Raw genomic sequence first — 21399 nt, forward strand, 5'->3', positions numbered from 1 at the left:
CCACGAGATTGGCAAGGCGCTCTGGGCGTTATGCTCAGGGCTTTGCGGGATACCGCCTTTCTGTTTGGACTCCGTCCGAGTAGCGCGGTCGCGTCGGCATCGCGTAGTAACAACGGAAACGGACAGAATGCTATCGCTTCACCGCTGAGCAGTAATGCTCAGCAGTGTTCAGCGTAAATGTATCAGTACCGGGCAGACTCGCAGCAAGGCGACCAAGGCTCAGCGCTGTTCTACGACGGGAAGCTAGTTTACCTGTCAGCAGTAGGGCCAGTCGTTGCTAATTCTTGAGAGATTGAGCTCAGGGGAGTCGGCCCTCACCCCCAGCCCCTCTCCCAGGGGGAGAGGGGAGCTAGAGATAGTGCTTCGCGCTGCCGGCGCCTTCGCGACAGCGTTGCGTAGCAATAACGACGTAGAGAAACGTTGCATCTATTTAATGATGACTATATCTGTCAAGTCATTACAAAGCCACTGCACGGGATATACAGTCATTCTGGATGAGCTTAAGACTTTTCCCCCGCGCTTTACAGCAAAATAGGCGATTGTTCAACAAGGGATCCGCCCAAGCGCTCCACGCTGCCATTGCGACTACCCCCAGCCCCTCTCCCAGGGGGGAGAAGGGCCAGGCGGCACTGTTTGGGTTTTGGCGCGATAAAGAAGCTGAGTGCCTTTCTCTAACTCAGGGTGGCTACGGGCTGGGCTTCTACCAAAAGCTGCTGGGTTTGCAAGTCGAAGATAGTGGCCAACAGCCGCCGCGAGGCATCGACGGCAAATTCCACCTTGAGGCGATCTTCTCCTGCCCGACCTGGGGGCTGCAGGCGGGCCAGACAAGCCGGCTCAGCACCCAGGGATCGAAAATCGGTTTGTCGGGTAAGTTGGCGGCTGCTCATGCGCCCCAGCTCGTCATAGACCACCTCGGCCTGGGCCACCTGGGCCACTTCCCCCACATCGAGTCGAATTTCGGTCTGGCCATCGTTGGCCACCTGCAAGATCAAGGGCTCGGAGCGTCGGCAAGGGTAGGGGCTGCCCCGCTCGAAGAGGGGATAGTAGATGTAACTTTTTTGCCAGGGATCCCAGAGGCGGATGGCGTAGCTGTGGTGCAGGCGATCCTCGAGCTTGACCTGGCGGCCCACCTGCAGAGCGCCCAGGGCCACGGCGTCGAAGGGGCGCTCGCAGCGGACTTTCTTTTTGCCGAAGTAGGAGCGGAGCAGCTCTTGGACTGCCGGCAGTTGGGAGCTGCCTCCCACCAGGAGCACCTGCTCAATTTGGCTTTTGCCCACTCCCCTTGCCTGGGCGCTGAGCAGCACCTCGTCTAGGCACTGGCGGATCTGGTCGAGGAGCTGGTGGGTTTCTAAAATCTCCTCCAGCGCCTGCCGATTCAAGCGCAGCTCATAGGCAGTTAGAGTCTCGTCGTCGAACCAACTGCCCACAGCCTCCGGCTGGGCAGAAAGGGCGATCTTGAGCTGTTCTGCCTGCTCCAAAAGCGTCATCCAGCTCAGGGCCCCCAGCTGCTGCCGGCTCAGCCCCAGTTGACCCAGCAGGTATTCGGCTATCCAGATGTCGATATCCACCCCGCCCACGTAGGCGTCGGCCTTGGCGATCACCTCTGCCTTGAGGACGGGGTTGCCCGGCTGGGGGGCAAGGGTGCGCACCAGGCTGAGATCCAGGGTGCCGCCGCCGAAATCCACCACCAGCACCACGGATCCCGGCTGGCCGACCGCATAGCCCAGGGCAGCGGCAGTGGCCTCGTCCACAATTTGAACGGGATCCCCGGCCACCCCCCGCAGCCAGTTCAAGTAGCGCTCAAAGGAGCCGACGGGAGCGGTAAACACCACCTGTTGCGGCTGCAGGTATTCTTGCTGGACGGCTTCCATCACCGCCTGCAAAAAAGCCTGAGCCACCCTCTCGGCGTCGTAGCGCTCCCCATCGAGAATCCGCGGTGGGGGGACAAACTCCGCCACCAGATCCCGCTTGAAGCCCTGAAACAGCCGCTGCGGCTCCACTGCCCCCCAACGCCCGGCCCGCACCGTTTCCCCCACCAAGAGCTGGCCTTTTCCCTTGACATAGACCAGGCTGGGAATGGCCGAGTAGCCCGGGCGGGAAAGGCCGGGAAAGCTGAGCAGGCGGGGCGCTTCTTGGACGGGATCCCAAACTGCCACCACAGTATTGCTGGTGCCGAAATCGATAGCCAGCGTTGCTTTGGGGACAGGTGCCATCAGCTCAATCCTCCGGGCAGCGAGCGGCTGACTTTGGCCGGGCAGAGGATGTAGTCTTTCCGGCGGTAGCCGACAAAGCGGATGTAGACGGGATCCCCTGGCCGAATGTCCGGCTGATCCGGCTGGTGCAGTTGCGGGTCGAAGGGGACGGACTCAAGAGGGCTGCCGATGGCTTCATACCCCCACTGCTGCAGCAGGGCATCCAGCGACCGGAAGAGGGCCGTCACGTTTTGGGCCGGCCAATCGGGCTTGCGCCGGGCAATCTCGCGGACGGTGGGGTAGCTGGTCAGCAGCGGCTGCAGCAGGGAAAAGATCGCTTCTGCAGTGTTCGAGCCCCTTGGACTAGGGTCGCCACCGCCAAGCAGGGATCCCAACTCCCACTCTAAAGCGGCAGCCAGCTTCTGCAGTTGCTCCAGGCGCAGGGATCCCCACTGCCCTTGGCGCACCTGATCGAGGGCGCGGCGGCTGATCCCCGCCCGGGCTTGCAGAGCCTGCCAAGAGGAGAGGCCAACGGCTTGCATCCGTTCCCGCAGCCAACTGTCCAGCGGTCTCTCGGCCATGGGGTTTTGCCAGGGATCCCTACGATCATGCCCCAACTTGGGCCTGGGTCAGGGATCCACAAAGCGCAGGGAGCGGGCTATGGCTTCCACGTCCCGGTCGTAGCGCTCGCGCCGGCTGGCCGGATAGACCAATTCAAAGCCAGCCTCTAGAGAGGGGCTGACGAGCTTTTTGAGGTAAAAAATCCGCTGGCCGTCTGGCTCGTAGCCGGAGACCACGAAAAAATCCCGACCGGCAACTTGATAGGTAACCCGGCGTCGGCTTTCCCGGCTGCGCTGCAGCTCCTCTTGCAGGGCGCTGGCGGGCGTTGCTTGAAGAATATTGTACCCACCCCAAACGCGCAGCTCGGCCCCCTCTTTGCCGATGAACACCTGGCCGTCGCCGCTGTCGGATTCCCCTTGGGGGACAAAATCAGCCGGATAGTCGAGGCGATAGCCAAAGCGGACATTGATGTAGGGCTGAAAGCCGGACTGGGCCAGCACCAAAAGAGCGGGTGAGGCCAGGGCCGGGATCCCTTCCCCCCCAAGGAGACCGGCGAGCAGACAGGCTAGGCAAGCAGCAGGCTTCATGGTTTTGGTTTCCTCGGATCTGCGGCCATTCTAGGCTCCCTTGTCCTAACCTGCTGCTGGCAAAGGGATCCCTCACCCCCAGCCCCTCTCCCACAGGGAGAGGGGAGTAAGGAAGGGTTTCCAGCTTGTTGATTTGAGGTCGATTAAGTCTGCCGGTTGCTATCGGGGCTTTGCCCGGAGCGTAGCAGTTCAATTTTTTCTCTAGCTCGCTGGATGGCGGCGCAGTTGTCCACCGCTGCCCAGGTGGAGGCCAGAAAAAGTCCAGGGAGAGAAACTTCTCCTTCTTCATCGCTAAACAACACGCCGACAAAAATACACCACCCCAAAAAGATCATTAGCGCTTTCCATCGCCGCGTATAAATGTAGGCCGCAAAAGCCAGCAATAACGACAAAAAGACTGCCGCTCCCTGAGACTTTTGAGAAAGGGCATAGGTGCGGCGCAGCTCTTCGTCCCTGCGCTTTTGATCTTCTTGCTGGAGCAACTCTTGCAGATGCTTGTCCATAAAGGCCGCCCCCAAAATCGGACGGCCTGATCGTAAAAATCCTTGGAAGCCCCCTGTTCAAAGGTGATTTCGGCGGGATCCCACCATCCAGGGCGGCAAATAAGATAGCTTGGACAGTGGCCTTCCCGAGTTTCCATCTTCTGTAGAATAGGGAAACTTGTCTCCTATTGCCGGCTGTCAAGCCCGCGCCAATCCATTTGCCATGACCTCAACTCCTCTTGCTGCCCCTGCCACCTGGGATCCCCTTGACCCGCAGGTGCGTCCGGATCCTCGGGGCCGGTTTGGGCCCTTTGGGGGCCGTTTTGTGCCGGAAACCCTGATGAGCGCCCTGACGGAGCTGGAGGAAGCCTTTGAGCAGCATTGGCGGGATCCCGAGTTTCGCGCCGAGTTCCACAGCTTGTTGCGGGATTTTGTTGGTCGGCCCAGTCCCCTTTACTTTGCCCAGCGGCTTACCGAGCACTACGGCGGCCCCCAGATCTACCTCAAGCGCGAAGACCTCAACCACACCGGCGCCCACAAGATCAACAACGCCCTCGGCCAAGTGCTGCTGGCGGTGCGCATGGGCAAGCGGCGGATCATCGCCGAGACCGGCGCCGGCCAACATGGGGTGGCCACGGCAACGGTGTGCGCCCGCTTTGGCCTGGAATGCGTCATCTACATGGGGGCGCTGGACATGGAGCGGCAGGCCCCCAACGTGCAGCGGATGCGCCTGTTGGGCGCTGAGGTGCGGGGGGTGGAATCCGGCACGGCCACCCTCAAAGATGCCCTCTCCGAGGCCATCCGCGACTGGGTAACCAACGTGGAGACCACCCACTACGTCATCGGCACGGTGGCCGGACCCCACCCCTACCCGAAGCTGGTGCGGACCTTTCACGATATCATCGGCCAGGAGACGCGGCAGCAGTGCCAAGAGAAATGGGGAGGCCTGCCGGACGTGCTGCTGGCCTGTGTGGGCGGCGGCTCCAATGCCCTGGGGTTGTTCAACGAGTTTGTTCAGGATCCCCAAGTGCGGCTTATCGGCATCGAAGCTGCCGGGGAGGGCTTGCACACCTCCCGCCACGCTGCTACTCTTAGCCGCGGTCGCATTGGGGTCTTGCACGGGGCCATGAGCTACCTGCTGCAAGATGAAGAAGGCCAGGTGCAGGAGGCCCATTCCATCAGCGCCGGCTTGGATTACCCCGGCGTGGGGCCGGAGCACAGCTACTTAAAAGCAATTGGGCGAGCCGAGTACTACGCCGTTACCGACGACGAGGCGGTAGAGGCGCTGCTGCTGCTGTCGCGCCTGGAGGGGATCATCCCCGCCCTGGAGACGGCCCACGCCCTGGCCTACCTGAAGACCCTGGCCCCTCAGCTTGGTCCCCAGCAGCGGGTAGTGGTCAATTGCTCTGGGCGGGGCGACAAGGATCTGAACACCGTTTTCAAGTACTTGCAGCAGCGGGGGCATAGCCTAGCCTAGAGTTGGGTTGGCAAGATCCTCAGCTCGTGTCCACCTTTGCCATTCGATCGCTCAGCCTGCTGGCCTTGTTTCTGGGGGCAGGGCTAGGGCTGCTGGCCGGATCCCGGCCAGAGGTTTCTGGGCGCGTTGGCGGGATCCCGTCCCCGGCCACGAGTTCCCCGGCAGGCGCCTTGCCCCGCAACGGCGGGACGGAGGGGATCCCTGCTCCCGTCCAGCCGCAACCCTTGCCCAAGACGCTGCCGGCCCTGGCGCGGCAGGCCATCGCCCACTACTTCGCCACTGGCCAGGTGCTGCCTGCTCCAGAAGAGATCCCGCCCCACTGGCGGCGCCCGGCGGGAGTTTTTGTTACGGTGACCAGGGAGGGACGGCCCCGCGGCTGTTGGGGCAGCTTGGATCCCGGCGGCGAGGATCTGGCCAGGGCCACCATCCGGGCGGCGGTGGGGGCTGTTACTCGCGACTGGCGCTATCGGCCCCTGCAACCCGGCGAGCTGGAGTCGGCTTCTATTCAGGTGGCCATCGTGCGACGGGTGGTGCCCATCCCCTCTCTGGAGCAGGTGGATCCCACCCGCATGGGCCTGTTCATTCGCGCGGGGACACGGGGGGCGGTGTTGCTGCCCGGAGAGGCTCTGACGACGGCCTGGCAGCTCTCCACCGCCAAGCAATTGGCCGGGATCCCTGCCGATCAGCCGGTGGAGCTGTTTCGCGTGGAGGCGGAGCTGTTGCATGAGTTCTGAGGCAGAGCGGTGGCTGGCCGCCGTGGTGGGCAACACCCACGTGCGCTGGGGCTGGTTTGCTGGCGAGAGCTTGGTGAAGGTGGAGCAGTTTCCCGCCCACCAACCCCTATCCTGGCCAGAAGAGACGGAGCTGTGGCTAGCTGCCGTTGGCTCTGCCCCTTTGCCGCCCCGATCCCCCTGGGTGCATTGCCTTGAGCTCTCCCAGGTGCCGCTGCGGGATCCCTATCCCGGGCTGGGGCTGGATCGGGCACTGGCTCTGTGGGCCGCCGGGATCCGCTACGGCTGGCCCTGCTTGGTCATCGACGCCGGCACCGCCTTGACCCTGACGGGAGCTGACGCCGAGGGATCCCTGGTGGGAGGAGCGATCCTGCCCGGCCTGGGGTTGCAGGCGCAGGCGCTGGCCGACCACACCGCCCGGCTGCCCAAAGTGGAGTGGGATCCCGGCGCTCCCATACCCCCCCGCTGGGCCAGGAACACTGGGGCCGCCATCCGCAGCGGCATTCTTCATACCCTGCTGGCCGGCTTGCGGGATTTTCTGGCCGACTGGCGCCGCCGCTTTCCCCAAGGCCCGCTGCTAGTAACCGGCGGCGATGGCGAGCTACTCTACCCCCACCTGCGGCCCCTTGACGCAGAGCTGCGCTGGGATCCCCACCTGGTGTTGCGGGGGATTGCCGGCTGCCGTCAGTTGCACCGCGTCGTCCGCAAGCCTTCTGGTGCAGAATAGAAGACAGTCTCTCCCAGCCGCCTGCGAGCGGGCAGCTTCTTGCTCAGGGATCCCATGGCCAACGGCAACTCCTTCGGCGTCTTGTTTTGCGTCACCACCTACGGCGAGTCCCACGGGGGGGCGGTGGGGGTGGTGGTGGACGGCTGCCCGCCGCGGCTGCCCTTGAGCGAGGCCGACATCCAGGCGGAGCTGGATCGGCGCCGTCCCGGCCAGAGCCACATCACAACTCCCCGCCAGGAAGCCGATCGCTGCGAGATCCTCTCCGGCGTTTTTCAGGGCTTTACCCTGGGCACGCCCATCCACATCCTGGTGCGCAACCAGGACGCCCGCCCCCAGGACTACAGCGAGATGGCCACCACCTTCCGCCCTTCCCATGCCGATGCCACCTACCAGGCCAAGTACGGCATCCGCAACTGGCAGGGGGGAGGGCGGGCCTCGGCGCGGGAGACCATTGGCCGGGTGGCCGCCGGGGCCATCGCCAAGAAGATCCTGCGCCTGGCAGCAGGGGTAGAGATCCTGGCCTATGTGCAGCGGGTCCAAGACGTAGAGGCCCAGGTGGATCCCAGCTCGGTAACTGCAGAGCAGGTGGAGGCCAACATCGTCCGCTGCCCCGATCCAGCCGCGGCGGCGGCGATGATTGAAAAAATTGAAGCAGCGGCGCGGGAAGGAGATTCTCTCGGGGGAGTGGTGGAATGTGTGGCCCGCAATGTGCCCCGCGGGCTGGGCTGCCCGGTGTTCGACAAATTGGAGGCCGACCTGGCCAAGGCGGTGATGTCGCTGCCGGCCAGCAAGGGGTTTGAGATCGGTTCGGGGTTTGCCGGCACCTACCTGACGGGCAAGCAGCACAACGACGAGTTCTACATGACCCCCAGCGGCTGGCGCACCCGCAGCAACCGCTCCGGCGGCATCCAGGGGGGCATCAGCAACGGGGAAGACATCGTCCTGCGGGTGGCCTTCAAGCCCACCGCCACCATTCGCCAGCCCCAAAGCACCGTCACCCTCGACGGGCAGGAGACGGTTTTGGCGGCGCGGGGGCGCCACGATCCCTGCGTGCTGCCGCGGGCGGTGCCGATGGTGGAGGCGATGGTGGCTTTGGTGCTCTGTGACCATCTGCTGCGCCACCACGCCCAGTGCCGATCCCTGGCCTTGCCAGAGGTGCCCATTCCCGCCGTTCCCCTGCCCCACAGCTAGCGGCAGCCGGTCGGAGTCCTTGTATCCTAAGAAAGAGGCGGGATCCCTGTTCATGGCCAAGGCCAAAACCGTCTGGGAGTGCAGCCAGTGCGGCGAGCGCTACCCCAAGTTTTTGGGCCGCTGCGACAACTGTGGCGCCTGGAACACGCTGACGGAGGTGGTCGTCGCCCCCTCTTCTAAGTCTGGGCCACCGCAGCGGCTCGTTCCCCAGCGCAGCCGCGGCAACGGGATGCCCCTGTCGGCCCTTCCCCTCTCCCAAGTCTCCTCGGAGAGCCACCCCCGCCTCTCCTCTGGCTCCGGCGAGTTCGACCGGGTGTTGGGAGGTGGCATCGTGCCGGGATCCCTGGTGTTGATCGGCGGCGATCCAGGCATTGGCAAGAGCACCCTGCTGCTGCAGACTGCTGCGCATCTCGCCAAGCGGGGGCCCATCTTGTACGTGTCGGGGGAGGAATCGGCCCAGCAGATCAAGCTGCGCGCCGCTCGCATTAGCGGGACGGAGTCCTTGCGGCTGGGGATAGAAAGCGAGCAGCTCTACCTATTGGCGGAAACCGACCTGGAGGCCATTGTGGCCGAGATCCAGGCCCTACAGCCCCAGGTGGCAATCATCGACAGCATCCAGGCCATCTTCTGGGGGCAGCTCAGCTCGGCGCCGGGATCCGTTTCCCAGGTGCGGGAATGCGCCGGCCTCTTGATGCGAGTGGCCAAAAAACTGGGGGTGGCCCTGCTCATCGTTGGCCATGTTACCAAAGATGGATCCCTGGCCGGGCCCAAGGTGCTGGAGCACCTGGTGGACACCGTCTTGTACTTTGAGGGGGATCGCTTTCAGAGCCACCGCCTGCTGCGCGCCGTCAAAAACCGCTTTGGGGCGGCCCAGGAAATCGGCGTTTTCGAGATGACCGCCTCTGGCTTGGTGGAGGTGGACAATCCCTCGCAGCTTTTTTTGAGCAGCCGGGATCAGGCCACGCCGGGAACGGCCACCATCGTCGCCTGTGAGGGCACCCGCCCCTTGGTGGTGGACGTGCAGGCCCTGGTCAGCCCCACCAGCTACAGCTCCCCCCGCCGCACCGCCACCGGCATCGAGCTCAACCGCTTTTTGCAGATCTTGGCGGTGCTGGAAAAACGGGTGGGGATCCCGCTTTCCAAATACGACGCCTACATTGCCTCCGCCGGCGGCATCCAGGTGGCCGAGCCAGCTGCCGACTTGGGGGTGGCGGTGGCCGTGGCCGCCAGCTTCCGAGATCGCCAGGTGGATCCCTTTACGGTCTTGATCGGCGAGGTGGGCCTGGGGGGACAGGTGCGCCCGGTGGCGCAGTTGGAGCAGCGCCTCAAGGAAGCCGCCAAGCTGGGGTTCCGCCACGCCATCATCCCCAACAGCCCCGTTTTGGCCGACTCTGGCCTGCGCTTGAGCCGGGTGCAGCGGGTGTTGGAAGCTCTGCTGGTGGCTCTGCCCAGCTCCGAGCCTGGCCAGTGAGAAGGGATCCCCAACTTGCCCAGTTGGGCGGTCGAGCTCCCCCAAGAACCAAGCTACGGGAAAATGTCATAGAATAAAGGTTTGTGCGACAACAGCAACCGGATCCCGGCCCGGATGGGCACACTATCCTACAGACCCTGGCGCAAGAGACTGACCTAAGGATCGACCTATGGCGTTGGTAGCCCTGTTTCTTTTCGTGGTGTACCTGATCGTCTCCAGCTTGAACGCCCAGGCGGAGCGCTAGCTGCTTTCCAAAAGGGATCCGGCCAAAGCTGAGGAGGTCGGGCAGGATTTTTTGTCTCTTGCCCCGCTCCAGGAGGCAGGCCCTCGGCCCAGGGTTGGGCTTCTATCTCTGGTGTGGATTGGAGAAGCTCTCTGGTCGCCTTTTTCCCCAAAACCTTTGCTACCCTCGAGATGGTTCGATATCGGCTCGATTGACCAACAACCGAGCAGTCGCTAGCAGCGGCCCTGCAAAGGATCCCGGCATCATGGTTTCTGCACCTTCTAGCCCCCTCAAGCCCTCGACGCCGGCAGCGGAGTTTCCACCGCCGCCCCCACCCGATATCAGTGACCTGGTGATCGAGGACGACCAGCCTGTGGACAGCATCTACTCGGAGAAGCTGCAGCGCCTGCTCACGAGCGCCCTCTACGCCTCCTTTCAGCCCAGAGCCAAAGACAGCGGCGAGCCGATCCCCTTCCTGGCCACGGCCAACGTCGGCCTGTTCTACGCCCTCAAGCAGCCGCCGCTCGTGCCCGATGTCATGCTCAGCCTGGAGGTAGCTCCCCCCGCCAGCTTCGAGCGCAAGGAAGATCGCACCTACTTTGTCTGGGAGATGGGCAAGCCTCCCGACGTGGTCATTGAGATTGTCTCCAACCGCGAGGGAGAAGAGCTGGGCCGCAAACTCAGGGACTACGCCCGCGCCGGCGTGGGCTACTACGGGGTTTACGATCCTTTGCGGCAACTGCGGGAGCTGCAGGGATCCCCACTGGTTCTTTTTCAGCGGCGGGGGGGAGAGTTGGTTCCCTTCGATTCCACCTGGCTGGAGGAGATTGGCCTGGGCTTGACCCTCTGGCAGGGATCCTTCGAGGGCGTCAACACGGAATGGCTGCGCTGGTGTGACCGAGAGGGCCAAGTTTTACCCACCGGCGACGAAAAGGCCGCCCTAGAGCAGCAGCGGGCCGAGAGAGAACGCCAACGGGCTGAAAGAGAACGCCAACGGGCCGAAAGACTTTTGGAGCTGCTGCGTTCCCACGGGATCGCGCCGCCGGAAGCGTAAAAAAGGATCCCGTCCGTCCCTGAAATCCTCTATCCCTTTTACCCCTATGTCCACTCTCCCCAGCAGCAGCGAAGCTGCCCAACGGGCCGCCCGCCTGGAAAAGGCCCGCCACCTGCAGGAGCAAGGGATCCTGCCCTACGCCTATTCTTTCCCGGTTACCCACTTGGCTGCCGAGTTGCAGGCGCAATTTGCCGATCTCGAGCCCGGCGCCGAGCGGGAGGATGTGCAGGTGGCGGTGGCCGGGCGGATCCGGGCGCGGCGGGTCATGGGCAAACTGGCCTTCTTTACCCTGCAGGATCGCTCTGGCACCATCCAGCTCTACCTGGAAAAGCAACGGCTGACGCAGCACATGGGGGAGCTGGCCTTCAAGAACCTGGACAAGCTGCTTGACGTGGGCGATTGGCTGGGGGCCAAGGGCTGTCTCAAGCGCACCGAGAAAGGGGAGCTGTCGGTGCGGGTGGACGAGTACCAGGTGCTGACCAAGGCCCTGCTGCCCCTGCCCGATAAGTGGCACGGCCTACGGGATGTGGAGAAACGCTACCGCCAGCGCTACGTTGACCTCATCGTCAACCCCGAGGTCAAGCAAACCTTGCTCGACCGGGCCAAGATCGTCCGCTCCCTGCGGCAGACCCTGGAGGAGCGGGGCTTTGTGGAGATCGAGACGCCGGTGCTGCAGGTGATCCCCGGCGGGGCGGAGGCGCGTCCCTTCATCACCCACCACAACGCCCTGGATCTAGATCTCTACTTGCGCATTGCCACCGAGCTGCACCTGAAGCGGCTGGTGGTGGGCGGGATCGAGCGGGTGTACGAAATTGGGCGAGTCTTTCGCAACGAGGGCATCTCCACCCGCCACAACCCGGAGTTTACCTCGCTGGAGGCCTACCAAGCCTTTGCCGACTACCACACGATGATGGAGCTGACCGAAGCCCTGGTCTGCAACGCCGCCCTGGCAGTGCGGGGATCCCTGCAAATTACTTACCAAGGGGAGACCATTGACCTCACCCCACCCTGGCGGCGGGTAACGATCCAGGAGTTGGTGGAGGAGGCCACCGGCATCTTCATCGACGTGGAAAAGGGATCCACCGCCGAGCTCTTGCCCGCCCTGGCCCAGCAGGGGATCCCCGATCTCTCCCCCCACGACTCCCCTGGCAAGCTGTTGGTCAAAGCCTTCGAGCACTGCTGCGAGAGCCGCCTGCGCCAGCCGACCTTTGTTCTCGACTATCCCCTGGAGGTGTGTCCGCTCACCAAGCCCCACCGCAGCAAGCCGGGGTTGGCGGAGCGCTTCGAGCTGTTTATCGTCGGGCGGGAGACGGCCAACGCCTACTCGGAGCTGACCGACCCGGTGGATCAGCGGCAGCGGCTGGAGGCCCAGGCGGCCCTGAAGGCAGCCGGAGACGAAGAGGCCCACTTTTTGGACGAAGACTTCCTCACTGCCCTGGAGTACGGCCTTCCCCCCACCGGTGGCCTGGGCATCGGCATCGACCGTCTGGCGATGCTGCTGTGCGACGCTGCCAGCATCCGCGATGTCATCGCCTTCCCCCTGCTGCGACCGGAGACGGGAGAAAGCCCCTGAATAGGGGCCTAGGCCACAAGGGCATGGTTTAGGGGAGTTACATCATCCCCGCACCGCCGGAGCGGCTCGCTCCTGTTTTCGTCTTGGGTTCGGGCTTTTCCACCACAATGGCTTCGGTGGTGAGGTACATGGCGGCGATGGAAGCGGCATTCTGCAGCGCCGAGCGTACGACCTTGGCCGGATCCACGATCCCCTGAGCAAACATGTCCACATAGGTGCCCGTCAGGGCATCAAAGCCAAAGGGCATCTCCTTCTCCAGAACCTTTTCCACCACCACCGACCCCTCCAGGCCAGCGTTGTGGGCAATCTGATAGAGCGGCGCCTGCAAAGCCCGGCAGACAATGTCCGCCCCCACCTGCTCTTCTGCGTTCAAGTTGGCCTTGAAGGCCGGGATCCCTTTGGAAAGATGCAGCAACGTTGCCCCGCCACCGGGGACGATCCCTTCCTCCACTGCCGCCCGCGTGGCGTTGAGGGCATCTTCAATGCGCAGCTTGCGGTCTTTAAGCTCCGTTTCAGTGGCAGCTCCCACCTTGATCACCGCCACCCCACCGGCCAGCTTGGCGATCCGCTCCTGCAGCTTCTCGCGGTCGTACTCGGAATCGGTGGTCTCCAGTTGCTTGCGGATCTGGGCCACCCGTTTCTCCACCGCCGCCTTGGTGCTGCCGTCGGTCACAATGGTGGTCTTGTCTTTGGTAACGGTAATCTTGCGGGCCACCCCCATCATGTCCAGGGTGACGTTCTCCAGCTTGATGCCGATATCCTCGGAGATGAGCTGCCCACCGGTGAGGATGGCAATGTCCTCCAACATGGCCTTGCGCCGATCCCCAAAAGCCGGCGCCTTCACCGCCACCGCGTTCAACACCCCCCGCAGCTTGTTGACCACCAAAGTGGCCAGGGCTTCTCCCTCCACATCCTCGGCAATCACCAGCAGCGGCCGTCCCTCTCGCGCTACCCGCTCCAGAACAGGCACCAGATCCTGAAGATTGGAGAGCTTATTACTGGTGATGAGCAGATAGGCATTTTCGTATTCGGCCACCATCCGCTCCGTATCGGTGACGAAATAGGGGGAAATGTAGCCGCGGTCGAACTGCATCCCTTCGACAACTTCCAATTGGGTTTCCAAGGACTTGGACTCTTCGACCGTAATCACCCCATCTCGCCCCACGGCATCCATGGCCCTGGCGATCATCTCCCCCACTTCCGGGTCGTTGCCGGCAGAGATGGTAGCTACCTCGGCGATGTTCTTGCGGCCTTCCACAGGCTTAGCTTGAGCGGCAATTTGCTCCACCAGGTAGGCAGTGGTCTTCTCGATGCCGCGCCGCAAAGCTACAGGGTTGGCTCCTGCCGAAATATTCTTCAACCCCTCCTGCACCATGCTCTGGGCCAAAATGGTGGCTGTGGTGGTGCCGTCTCCGGCCACGTCGTTGGTCTTGGTGGCCACTTCCCGCATCAGCTGGGCACCGGTGTTCTCCAAAGGATCCGCCAATTCAATTTCCTTGGCAATGGTGACCCCGTCGTTGACGATCTGGGGGGCGCCGAACTTTTTCTCCAGAAGGACGTTGCGCCCTTTCGGGCCAATGGTAACCTTAACTGCATCCGCCAGTTGATTGATGCCCTGCTCCAATGCCTTGCGGGCCTCTTCCCTAAACAGAATCTGTTTTGCCATAGAATCCCCGATCCTCTTAGTTTCAACTGGGCCGCTTAGCGCTGCCAGGCGGAGTGGGATCCCAGAAGGGCCCCGGCGATCCATTGGCTTGGCCGAGCCCAAAGTTAGCACTCTGAAATCCCGAGTGCTAATCTAGCCCAAAAGCAGGATCCCCATCAAGATGGGTTGGGTTTGGAGTCGCGGCCTCGGCGGGGAGGGGAGAGCTAGGCGTTGCCGCCGATGAGGATGTCGGGGAACTGGGCTTGGGCTTCGCTGATGGGGCGCTCGCGTCCGCCGTTTTGCCAGTAGTTGATCAGTTCAGTGGCTTGGTTGAGTAGAGTGATGCGATCTTCCTCGCTGATCCAAGTTTTGCTCTCCAGCTCGGCTTTGAGCTGTTCCCAGGCGTCATCCCGCGGCCAGAAAAAGTAGCGGGTGAGGGGGCTGCGGTTTTTGGCCACCACCTGATCCACGGCGATGGCCAAATCGTTTTCCAGCCAGAGGGCTTTCAGGGCAAATTTCGGCAAGGCTCTTTTCTCCTTTGCAGGACTCGACAGATCACACACTGGCCCGGCCTGAGCCGGGCAACCTTCTATTCTGACATAAGTCTTGCTACCTCAGTGGATAGGCCAGCTCAGCCCTGTTTAGGTCTTGGGGCAAAAGCGCTTAGATCGCACAGGGCTGTTTCCCCTTTCAGCACCAAATCCCTCAGGATGGCGGCGCTAATCGGGGCCAGCAACACTCCATTGCGGTAGTGGCCGGTGGCAACCAAAAGATTGACATAGCCGGGAGCCGGCCCCAGAATGGGGGCGCGCTGCCCCAGCGGTCGGGGTCGATGGCCGGCCCAGTGCTCCAGCAGGGTGGCTTCGGCTAGGGCCGGGCAGATGCCGATGGCGTGGGCCAGCAGATCCTGTAAGGCCAGCAGCGTCGGCTGGGGATGGGGGGCCTGAAACTCCACGGTTGCCCCCACCCACAGGGATCCATCCCCCAGGGGAACCAGATGCAGATCCGCGTCGGTGACCACGGGCCCCAGGGGGATCCCGGGGGCTTTGACCCGCAGGGCCTGACCTTTGACCGCTTGCAGCGGCACCTGCAGCCCCAGCTCTTTGGCCAGAGGAGAGCTGCCCAGACCTGCCGCCAGGATGACGTGCCCTGCCGAGAGGGTGAGAGCGGGCGTGTAAACCGTTTGCAGGCGAAAGGGGGGATCCGAGCTGCGCTGAATCTTCTGGACAGGCTGGTGGAAGAAAAAGCGGGATCCCTTGCGTTGGGCTGCTTCCAAGAGAGCCTGGGTTAGGAGCTTGGGTTGGACTTGTCGATCCTGGGGAGAGTAGATGGCCGCCGCCAGGTCGCTGCGCAGGCCGGGCTGCAGGGATCCCACTTCGGCAGGGCTGAGCAGATCTAGGCGGTAACCTGCTTGTCGGCGGGCCGCCAGGGTCTCTTGCCAAGCTTCCACTTCCTCCTCCCTGAGGAGTTTGAGAATGCCGCGCCGATTGACGGGCAAACTCCGGCCCAGGTCTTCCTCCAACCGCGCAATTAGGGGATCGAACAGCTCCAGGCTTTTCAGGCGAAGCTGAACCGTCTCCCCACCCGCTTGCCGACTGGAAATGCCCACCAATACCCCCAGAGCTGCCCCTGTCGAGCCGGCGGCAGGATCCCCGGCATCGATCCCAACCACCGATAGGCCAGCCGCAGACAATTCGTAGGCGATGGCACAGCCCACCACTCCACAGCCAATCACCAACGCATCACAGTTCAACAGCCCGACCCTCAATGGAGATGCTTTTCGTAGTGATACTCCACAGAGTTGCTGCGATCGTGCAATTCACGAATTTCCGGCAGACGCACATAGCCGAGCCGTTCATAGACCCGATGAGCTGTCGTGAAGCGAGTATCTGTCCACAGATGCAGAGAGTCCGCCTGCTGCTGCCGAGCCGCAAATTCGGCCTGTTCAATCAAACGCCGACCCAAACCCCGACCGCGCACTGCGGGCAGGGTGTAGAGTTTTTTCAGCTCCATGCGCCCAGGGATCCCATCGGGCACAAGGCCGACACAGCCGACCACCTGACCTTGATGCTGCGCCACCCAAAGGGATCCCCCCATCTCCGCGAAAGCTGTGGCAGGCTGAAGCAACTCCGGCACCTCTTCGATGTCCAATACACAGCCTGGATACTCCGCAAAGACCACTTGCAAAATGTGGAGCAGAGCCGCACTGTCCGAGTTTTCCGCAGGACGGATGTCGATCTGCATCGAGCAGCGAAGAAAAAGAAATCATCGTTAAGTAAAGCTTTCTCGATTGTACCTGGGCTTGCTCGAGGACTCTGTTTTCTCTGTTTCTCAGGGAGCAGAGGATCCCTGAGGTGAGCAGCTAAGATCGCTAGCATCCCCACCCCCATCTGCCCATGGATACTGAACTGCTGGTTCCCGACGTTGCCGACCTTGTGACGGAGGACGATACCCCGGTGGATAATTTCGCCTCCGAAAAACAGCAGCGCCTCCTGACTGGAGCTCTCTACAGCGCTTTGCGCGGCAAAACCTTTTTAGCAGCGGCAAATGTAGGCATCTACACCGCCATCGGTCGGCCCCCGATTGTGCCGGATGTTTTTCTCAGCCTGGACGTCACGGTGCCGGAGCAATGGTGGGAGAAGCAAAACCGTTGCTACCTGCTCTGGCAATTTGACAAGCCGCCGGATGTGGTGATCGAGATCGTCTCCAACCGCGAAGGCGACGAGCTGGAAGGCAAGCTGAGCCGTTATGAGCAGATGCGAGTTAGCTACTACGCGGTCTTCGATCCCAATCATGAGCTGGGGCCAGAGGAGTTGCGCATTTTCGAACTGCGGGGCCGCCACTACGCGGAAATGACCGAGACCTGGCTAGAACAGGTGGGGCTGGGCCTGACGGTGTGGGAAGGCGTTTTTGAGGGGAAACAAGCTCGCTGGCTGCGCTGGTGTGATGCCCAAGGGCAGTTGCTGCTGACCGGCGATGAACGGGCTGAGTTGGAGCGGGAACGGGCCGAGCAAGAACGCCAAAGGGCGGAGCGAGAACATCAACGGGCGGAGCGTCTGGCGGCAAGATTGCGGGCTTTGGGTGAGGATCCCGATTTGGAGAGCTGAAGCCCAGGGATCCCTTTCAGCTAGAAATCGCAGGAGCCCCGCACTGTACCCGTAGGGTCAGTGCCGGGAGGAATGCGCTTTGATGAAGTACAATGGACTTATGAGCCAAGTCCTGACCATATCCTGTAAGCTCAAGGCGTTCCCGTCACAAGCCGCCAAATTGGACGCGACGATGGAGGCCTTTGGCCAAGCCTTGAACTGGGTCAACCAGAACACGCCGGAGAAGATCGTCAACGCGGTCAAGTTGCAATCCCTTTGCTACTACGAGATTCGAGCCCGGTTCGGCTTGTCCAGTAACTTGGCTCAACAGGTGTGCAGGCGGGTGGCCGGCGCCCGCAAAGTGGCGAGACAGCGCAACCGTCCAGTTAAAGAGTTCAAGCGTAGGTTCGCTACCTACGACGCTCGTATCTTCTCGTTCCGCGAGAAAGACTGGACGGTGTCGCTGACCACGGTGGAAGGGAGAGAACGCTTTGAGCTAGCCATTGGTAACTACCAGAGGGGAATGCTGGCTGGCTCTAACCCCAAATCGGCCACCCTAGTCCAGCGGAAGGATGGCTCCTACTACATCCAGATTTGCGTAGAGAAAAACCCGCCCAAGCAACAAGATACCGACAAGGTGATCGGGGTGGATTTGGGCAGGACGGATATTGCTCATACATCGGAAGGAGATCACTGGAATGGACAGCAGTTGAGCAGAGTCCGAGACCACTACTCCCGGTTGAGGGCGGTACTCCAACGCAAAGCCAGTAAGGGCACACGCAGTTCGCGGCGCAGATGCAGAGAACTGTTGCAACGGCTGTCTGGCAAGGAGAGACGCTTTCAAACGTGGGTCAATCATCGCATCTCCAAAGCTATTGTCTCTAGGGCAAAAGCTACCAACAGCGCTATTGCTCTGGAAGACCTGACAGGGATCCGGGAAAGAGTCAATCAACAACCCCGCAGCAAAACCGAAAGGCGCAGGGCCAACAGTTGGGCGTTCTACCAGCTACGCCAGTTTCTGGAATACAAGGCGAGGGTTGCAGGGGTTTCTCTGGTTCTTGTGCCGCCTGCTTACACGTCGCAGACCTGTCACAAGTGTTTACACATCCATCCCGATCCTGCGCAGTCCTACCGCAGTGGCAAGTCGTTCAAGTGTGGGCACTGTGGATGGGGAGGAGATGCGGATTTGAATGGTGCGAATGTGATTGCGCTCTTGGGGGCTGCCGTAAACCAGCCTAGAGGTCCGGGCTTGTTTTGTTCTCTGGTAAAGCAGAACAGGCTCAGGGCTACTGAAAGCCCGCTCCGTACCGCTTAGCGGTCGGAGCCGGGTAGTTTACCACCCACCCTCCACTACACTCAGAAAGGGAACTGCTGCCGGAGTGGCAGGGATCGTTGGACTCACAGATGGGTTATCGCCGCCGGGATTGGTTGGCCTACTGGCTGCTCAAGTGGCTGGTGGTCAACCCCTTGTTTCGGGGACTGTATTTTGGGCGCACCTATGGGCAGGAAAACGTGCCTCGCCACGGATCCCTGATCATCGTCAGCAACCACGCCAGCCACTTGGATCCGCCGCTGGTGGCCAATGCGGTGCGCCGCCCGGTAGCCTTCATGGCCAAAGAAGATCTGTTCCAGGTGCCGGTGCTGAAGCAGGTGATCCGGCTCTACGGGGCTTACCCGGTCAAAAGGGGAGGTGCGGATCGCAGCGCCTTGCGGGCCACAGAGGCAGCCCTGGCCCAGGGCTGGGCGGTAGGAATCTTTCTCAACGGCACCCGCACCCCCGATGGCCGCATCCCCCAGCCTCACCTGGGGGCAGCCTTGGTGGCAGCGCGCACCCAGACACCCTTGCTCCCCGTAGCCCTCTGGGGCACCGAGAAGGTGCTGCCCAAGGGATCCCGCTGGCCGCGCTTGTTTTGCCCCATCACGGTGCGCATCGGCAGGCTGATCCCCCCGCCGGCTTCCAGCGACAAAGCTGAGCTGCAGCAGGCAACCGCGGCCTGCGTGGAGGCCATCCATGCCCTCCTGGATCAGGGGCGCTGAGGGGCAATCAGAGTATCTTGAGCAACCAGATACTCGGCCACCGGCTTTCCCCCCAAGATGTGCTCTTGCAGCACCCGCTCTATCACCGGCGGCGTGGCCGAGTGGTACCAGAACCCGCCGGGGTACACCAACAACACCGGCCCAGGAACACCGTAGTTGCAGGCCCGCAGACAATTGGCCTTGGTGCGGTTGACGCGCAGAGGGCCCACGCCCGCCAGCTCCAGGTTCAACTGCTGGATCCGCAGCCTCAGGTATTCCCAGGCTTCCAGCCCCACCGCCTTTTCACAGCACTTGGGCTTGGTCTGGTCGGCGCAGAGGAACAGATGCCAATGGTAAGACGGAATCGGATCCGGCTGAGGTTCTGCAGATGGGCTTGCCGGCGTGGGAAGGGGAGCGGAAAGCTGGGTCATGTGAGGATCCGTGTCTCCTACTGCCACCGAATAATCACTAGATAATTATATGAGTAGTTAAAGAAGACGTCGGGCATCCCGACAAACCTTCTGACCCCTAGGAAATGGGGTAGAGGCCTGGGGATGTGCTGCCCTAGCCTGGATAAAAGGATCCCTCACCTGTCCGGCAATGCTGATCGATGCTCCCCAACAGCGGCTATTTCTCGCCCTCCTTCCCCCACCAGACCTGCAGGAGCAAGTGACCGCCATTAAACAACAGTTTGCCGAGCAATTCGCCAGCCGCGCAGCCCTGCGCTCGCCCCCTCACATCACCCTGGTGCCTCCTTTCGAGTGGCCCACTGCCCAGCTGGCGGCCCTGACAGGATCCCTAGAAGCATTTGCTAAGGAGCAGGCGCCAGTTGCCGTTGAGCTCTGTGGCTTCGGCGCCTTCCCGCCACGGGTTATTTATATTCACGTCGAGCCCTCCCCCGAGCTGCAACAGCTTCAGGCCAAGGCCCAGCGGCACATGAGCCTCCTTCTCAAGCAAGAAGAAGCAACGGCTCCAGCCCGTCCCTTTGTGCCCCACATGACTGTGGCCTTCCGGGATCTCCAGCCGGCCCAGTTCCGCGCCGCCTGGCCGCAGTTCAAGGCTCGCCTCTTCCAGGGATCCTTTCTCGCCTCTGCCCTGACCCTCCTCCTCCATGACGGCAAGCGCTGGCAGGTTTTTGCCGAATTCTCCCTCTCCGCCTCTGAGGGATTGAGGCAGGAAACAACAGCCTACTCAACCCAGTGAGCAGCCATATATTCAGCTAGATCCAGCACCCGCTGCGAGTAGCCCCACTCGTTGTCGTACCAGGCCATCACCTTCACCAGATCCCCGTCCAGCACGCTGGTCATCTCGGCATCCACAATCGCCGAGCAGTCGTGGCCGCGGTAGTCGATGGAGACTAAGGGGATATCGGAGTAGGCAATGATCCCTTTCATCGTGGTCTCTGAAGCGTCCTTGAGAGCCGCGTTCACCTCCTCGGCAATCACGCGCCGCTCCGTCTGCACCACCAAGTCCACCAGCGACACGTTGGGCGTGGGCACCCGTACCGCCACCCCGTTCAGCTTGCCCTTCAGTTCGGGGATCACCAGCGCCACCGCCTTGGCCGCCCCGGTGGTGGTGGGCACCATGCTCAACGCCGCCGCCCGCGCCCGTCGCAGATCGCGGTGGCCGCCATCCAAAATCCGCTGGTCACCGGTGTAGCTGTGGGTGGTGGTCATCGTGGCCCGCAAGACGCCGAACTTGTCCAGCAACACTTTGAGGATGGGGGCAAGGCAGTTGGTGGTGCAACTGGCGTTGCTGACAATGTTGTGCCGCACCGGGTCATAGGTGTGTTGGTTAACGCCATATACAAACGTGGGAATGTCGCCCCCCTTGGCCGGAGCGGTGATCACTACTTTTTTGGCTCCCGCCTCAAGGTGCTTAGAGGCCCCTTGATAGTCTACGAACACCCCTGTAGCTTCAATAACAAGATCCACCTTCCACTCTTTCCAGGGCAGGTTGCTGGGGTTGCGATCGGAAACGGCGTGGATATGCTTGCCGTTAACCAGCAGGCCACCCTCGACGGCCTCCACTTCCGCCCCTTGCAGCGGCCCGAGAATGGAATCGTATTTGAGCAGATGGGCAGCCGTGCGGGCGTCCGATGTGTCGTTGATGGCAACAATATCGAGATTGGACTGGGAGCGACCCAGCCAACACCGCAAAAAGTTGCGACCGATACGACCAAATCCGTTGATGGCTACCCTGACCACTGCTCTTAACCTCGCTGCTTGAAGTGCTTTGGGGCTGCTTAGCACATAATACCGCAACCCCTGGCTATTCTGAAGATAAAATTTGGGATCCCACCGCTTGATTTATTTCTGGCCTCTTTTTTGAGTAGTATCAACTGATATTTAACTTTAGGGATCCCGGCCTGCCTGCAGGGGTT

The 21399-nt window shown here is 62.0% G+C and carries 21 protein-coding genes and 1 pseudogene; 12 read left to right on the top strand and 10 right to left on the bottom strand.

Features of this window, described 5'->3' with window-relative positions; genetic code table 11:
* Window positions 1-177, top strand: a pseudogene (locus ACVWXC_RS00005) (RNA-guided endonuclease InsQ/TnpB family protein); the annotation flags it as partial.
* A 494-nt stretch (window positions 178-671) separates the two neighbouring features.
* Here the strand turns inward: ACVWXC_RS00005 and ACVWXC_RS00010 are convergent.
* The 4 genes from ACVWXC_RS00010 to ACVWXC_RS00025 all read right to left on the bottom strand — a co-directional run bounded on the left by ACVWXC_RS00010 (window position 672) and on the right by ACVWXC_RS00025 (window position 3843).
* Window positions 672-2213 (bottom strand): Hsp70 family protein, encoded by a 1542-nt coding sequence (locus ACVWXC_RS00010; protein ID WP_099812520.1) that lies wholly within the window; start codon window positions 2211-2213, stop codon window positions 672-674.
* A complete protein-coding gene (locus ACVWXC_RS00015; protein WP_071813492.1) occupies window positions 2213-2773 on the bottom strand; it encodes a helix-turn-helix domain-containing protein in 561 nt (186 codons plus the stop codon). Before ACVWXC_RS00015 ends, ACVWXC_RS00010 begins: the two co-directional genes overlap by 1 nt.
* Before the next feature lie 48 nt (window positions 2774-2821).
* Entirely contained in the window at window positions 2822-3340 is a 519-nt protein-coding gene (locus ACVWXC_RS00020) for a hypothetical protein (RefSeq protein WP_457391534.1), read from the bottom strand.
* Window positions 3341-3483: 143 nt separating this feature from the next.
* The gene (locus ACVWXC_RS00025; RefSeq protein ID WP_011429249.1) at window positions 3484-3843 is read right to left on the bottom strand and encodes a hypothetical protein; all 360 of its coding nucleotides are present in this window, start codon (window positions 3841-3843) and stop codon (window positions 3484-3486) included.
* A 202-nt stretch (window positions 3844-4045) separates the two neighbouring features.
* Between ACVWXC_RS00025 and trpB the strand changes: the two genes are divergently transcribed.
* The 7 genes from trpB to lysS all read left to right on the top strand — a co-directional run bounded on the left by trpB (window position 4046) and on the right by lysS (window position 12269).
* Window positions 4046-5299, top strand: coding sequence for a tryptophan synthase subunit beta (trpB, locus tag ACVWXC_RS00030; protein WP_457391581.1), 1254 nt, complete (start codon window positions 4046-4048; stop codon window positions 5297-5299).
* A gap of 26 nt (window positions 5300-5325) precedes the next feature.
* Window positions 5326-6033 carry an AMMECR1 domain-containing protein gene (locus ACVWXC_RS00035; RefSeq protein WP_228375405.1) on the top strand — a complete coding sequence of 236 codons (708 nt, stop codon included), beginning with the start codon at window positions 5326-5328 and terminating at the stop codon, window positions 6031-6033.
* The gene (locus ACVWXC_RS00040; RefSeq protein ID WP_414402768.1) at window positions 6023-6757 is read left to right on the top strand and encodes a pantothenate kinase; all 735 of its coding nucleotides are present in this window, start codon (window positions 6023-6025) and stop codon (window positions 6755-6757) included. Before ACVWXC_RS00035 ends, ACVWXC_RS00040 begins: the two co-directional genes overlap by 11 nt.
* 54 nt (window positions 6758-6811) lie before the next feature.
* A complete protein-coding gene (aroC, locus tag ACVWXC_RS00045; protein ID WP_457391537.1) occupies window positions 6812-7948 on the top strand; it encodes a chorismate synthase in 1137 nt (378 codons plus the stop codon).
* Window positions 7949-8000: 52 nt separating this feature from the next.
* A complete protein-coding gene (radA, locus tag ACVWXC_RS00050) occupies window positions 8001-9419 on the top strand; it encodes a DNA repair protein RadA (RefSeq protein ID WP_011429244.1) in 1419 nt (472 codons plus the stop codon).
* Window positions 9420-9907: 488 nt separating this feature from the next.
* Window positions 9908-10696 carry a Uma2 family endonuclease gene (locus ACVWXC_RS00055; RefSeq protein WP_240527750.1) on the top strand — a complete coding sequence of 263 codons (789 nt, stop codon included), beginning with the start codon at window positions 9908-9910 and terminating at the stop codon, window positions 10694-10696.
* A gap of 46 nt (window positions 10697-10742) precedes the next feature.
* Window positions 10743-12269 carry a lysine--tRNA ligase gene (gene lysS, locus ACVWXC_RS00060; RefSeq protein WP_011429242.1) on the top strand — a complete coding sequence of 509 codons (1527 nt, stop codon included), beginning with the start codon at window positions 10743-10745 and terminating at the stop codon, window positions 12267-12269.
* Window positions 12270-12306: 37 nt separating this feature from the next.
* On the opposite strand, the gene groL is transcribed toward lysS, so the two are convergent.
* From groL to ACVWXC_RS00080, 4 genes are all read right to left on the bottom strand, one after another.
* Window positions 12307-13935, bottom strand: coding sequence for a chaperonin GroEL (gene groL, locus ACVWXC_RS00065; protein ID WP_011429241.1), 1629 nt, complete (start codon window positions 13933-13935; stop codon window positions 12307-12309).
* Between the two features lie 203 nt (window positions 13936-14138).
* Window positions 14139-14468, bottom strand: coding sequence for a 30S ribosomal protein PSRP-3 (locus ACVWXC_RS00070; protein ID WP_071813546.1), 330 nt, complete (start codon window positions 14466-14468; stop codon window positions 14139-14141).
* A gap of 77 nt (window positions 14469-14545) precedes the next feature.
* Window positions 14546-15667, bottom strand: a complete 1122-nt coding sequence (locus tag ACVWXC_RS00075; RefSeq protein ID WP_457391540.1) for an NAD(P)/FAD-dependent oxidoreductase — start codon at window positions 15665-15667, stop codon at window positions 14546-14548.
* A gap of 11 nt (window positions 15668-15678) precedes the next feature.
* The gene (locus ACVWXC_RS00080) at window positions 15679-16158 is read right to left on the bottom strand and encodes a GNAT family N-acetyltransferase (RefSeq protein WP_457391542.1); all 480 of its coding nucleotides are present in this window, start codon (window positions 16156-16158) and stop codon (window positions 15679-15681) included.
* Window positions 16159-16310: 152 nt separating this feature from the next.
* Between ACVWXC_RS00080 and ACVWXC_RS00085 the strand changes: the two genes are divergently transcribed.
* The 3 genes from ACVWXC_RS00085 (at window position 16311) to ACVWXC_RS00095 (ending at window position 19037) form a co-directional block, all read left to right on the top strand.
* The gene (locus tag ACVWXC_RS00085; RefSeq protein ID WP_414330056.1) at window positions 16311-17021 is read left to right on the top strand and encodes a Uma2 family endonuclease; all 711 of its coding nucleotides are present in this window, start codon (window positions 16311-16313) and stop codon (window positions 17019-17021) included.
* Window positions 17022-17121: 100 nt separating this feature from the next.
* The gene (locus tag ACVWXC_RS00090) at window positions 17122-18315 is read left to right on the top strand and encodes an RNA-guided endonuclease InsQ/TnpB family protein (RefSeq protein WP_457391544.1); all 1194 of its coding nucleotides are present in this window, start codon (window positions 17122-17124) and stop codon (window positions 18313-18315) included.
* Between the two features lie 89 nt (window positions 18316-18404).
* Window positions 18405-19037, top strand: coding sequence for a lysophospholipid acyltransferase family protein (locus ACVWXC_RS00095; protein WP_457391546.1), 633 nt, complete (start codon window positions 18405-18407; stop codon window positions 19035-19037).
* Here ACVWXC_RS00095 and ACVWXC_RS00100 read toward each other — a convergent pair.
* Window positions 19025-19447 (bottom strand): (2Fe-2S) ferredoxin domain-containing protein, encoded by a 423-nt coding sequence (locus ACVWXC_RS00100; RefSeq protein ID WP_011429236.1) that lies wholly within the window; start codon window positions 19445-19447, stop codon window positions 19025-19027. The two genes, ACVWXC_RS00095 and ACVWXC_RS00100, sit on opposite strands and share 13 nt — an antisense overlap.
* A 169-nt stretch (window positions 19448-19616) precedes the next feature.
* On the opposite strand from ACVWXC_RS00100, the gene ACVWXC_RS00105 reads away from it, so the two are divergent.
* Window positions 19617-20219, top strand: coding sequence for a 2'-5' RNA ligase family protein (locus ACVWXC_RS00105; protein ID WP_011429235.1), 603 nt, complete (start codon window positions 19617-19619; stop codon window positions 20217-20219).
* Here the strand turns inward: ACVWXC_RS00105 and gap are convergent.
* Window positions 20204-21223, bottom strand: coding sequence for a type I glyceraldehyde-3-phosphate dehydrogenase (gene gap, locus ACVWXC_RS00110; protein WP_011429234.1), 1020 nt, complete (start codon window positions 21221-21223; stop codon window positions 20204-20206). The two genes, ACVWXC_RS00105 and gap, sit on opposite strands and share 16 nt — an antisense overlap.
* Window positions 21224-21399 lie beyond the last annotated feature (176 nt).

This window comes from Thermostichus sp. OS-CIW-20, from assembly GCF_054061455.1.

What these genes read in the sequence shown, in the direction of transcription:
- aroC (WP_457391537.1), top strand. Translation starts at nt 6,812, where the DNA reads ATGGCCAACGGCAACTCCTTCGGCGTCTTGTTTTGCGTCACCACCTAC.
- ACVWXC_RS00040 (WP_414402768.1), top strand. Translation starts at nt 6,023, where the DNA reads ATGAGTTCTGAGGCAGAGCGGTGGCTGGCCGCCGTGGTGGGCAACACC.
- ACVWXC_RS00100 (WP_011429236.1), bottom strand. Translation starts at nt 19,447, where the DNA reads ATGACCCAGCTTTCCGCTCCCCTTCCCACGCCGGCAAGCCCATCTGCA.
- lysS (WP_011429242.1), top strand. Translation starts at nt 10,743, where the DNA reads ATGTCCACTCTCCCCAGCAGCAGCGAAGCTGCCCAACGGGCCGCCCGC.
- ACVWXC_RS00080 (WP_457391542.1), bottom strand. Translation starts at nt 16,158, where the DNA reads ATGCAGATCGACATCCGTCCTGCGGAAAACTCGGACAGTGCGGCTCTG.
- radA (WP_011429244.1), top strand. Translation starts at nt 8,001, where the DNA reads ATGGCCAAGGCCAAAACCGTCTGGGAGTGCAGCCAGTGCGGCGAGCGC.
- ACVWXC_RS00025 (WP_011429249.1), bottom strand. Translation starts at nt 3,843, where the DNA reads ATGGACAAGCATCTGCAAGAGTTGCTCCAGCAAGAAGATCAAAAGCGC.
- ACVWXC_RS00085 (WP_414330056.1), top strand. Translation starts at nt 16,311, where the DNA reads ATGGATACTGAACTGCTGGTTCCCGACGTTGCCGACCTTGTGACGGAG.
- ACVWXC_RS00020 (WP_457391534.1), bottom strand. Translation starts at nt 3,340, where the DNA reads ATGAAGCCTGCTGCTTGCCTAGCCTGTCTGCTCGCCGGTCTCCTTGGG.
- groL (WP_011429241.1), bottom strand. Translation starts at nt 13,935, where the DNA reads ATGGCAAAACAGATTCTGTTTAGGGAAGAGGCCCGCAAGGCATTGGAG.
- ACVWXC_RS00010 (WP_099812520.1), bottom strand. Translation starts at nt 2,213, where the DNA reads ATGGCACCTGTCCCCAAAGCAACGCTGGCTATCGATTTCGGCACCAGC.
- ACVWXC_RS00015 (WP_071813492.1), bottom strand. Translation starts at nt 2,773, where the DNA reads ATGGCCGAGAGACCGCTGGACAGTTGGCTGCGGGAACGGATGCAAGCC.
- ACVWXC_RS00090 (WP_457391544.1), top strand. Translation starts at nt 17,122, where the DNA reads ATGAGCCAAGTCCTGACCATATCCTGTAAGCTCAAGGCGTTCCCGTCA.
- ACVWXC_RS00095 (WP_457391546.1), top strand. Translation starts at nt 18,405, where the DNA reads ATGGGTTATCGCCGCCGGGATTGGTTGGCCTACTGGCTGCTCAAGTGG.
- ACVWXC_RS00055 (WP_240527750.1), top strand. Translation starts at nt 9,908, where the DNA reads ATGGTTTCTGCACCTTCTAGCCCCCTCAAGCCCTCGACGCCGGCAGCG.
- ACVWXC_RS00105 (WP_011429235.1), top strand. Translation starts at nt 19,617, where the DNA reads ATGCTGATCGATGCTCCCCAACAGCGGCTATTTCTCGCCCTCCTTCCC.
- trpB (WP_457391581.1), top strand. Translation starts at nt 4,046, where the DNA reads ATGACCTCAACTCCTCTTGCTGCCCCTGCCACCTGGGATCCCCTTGAC.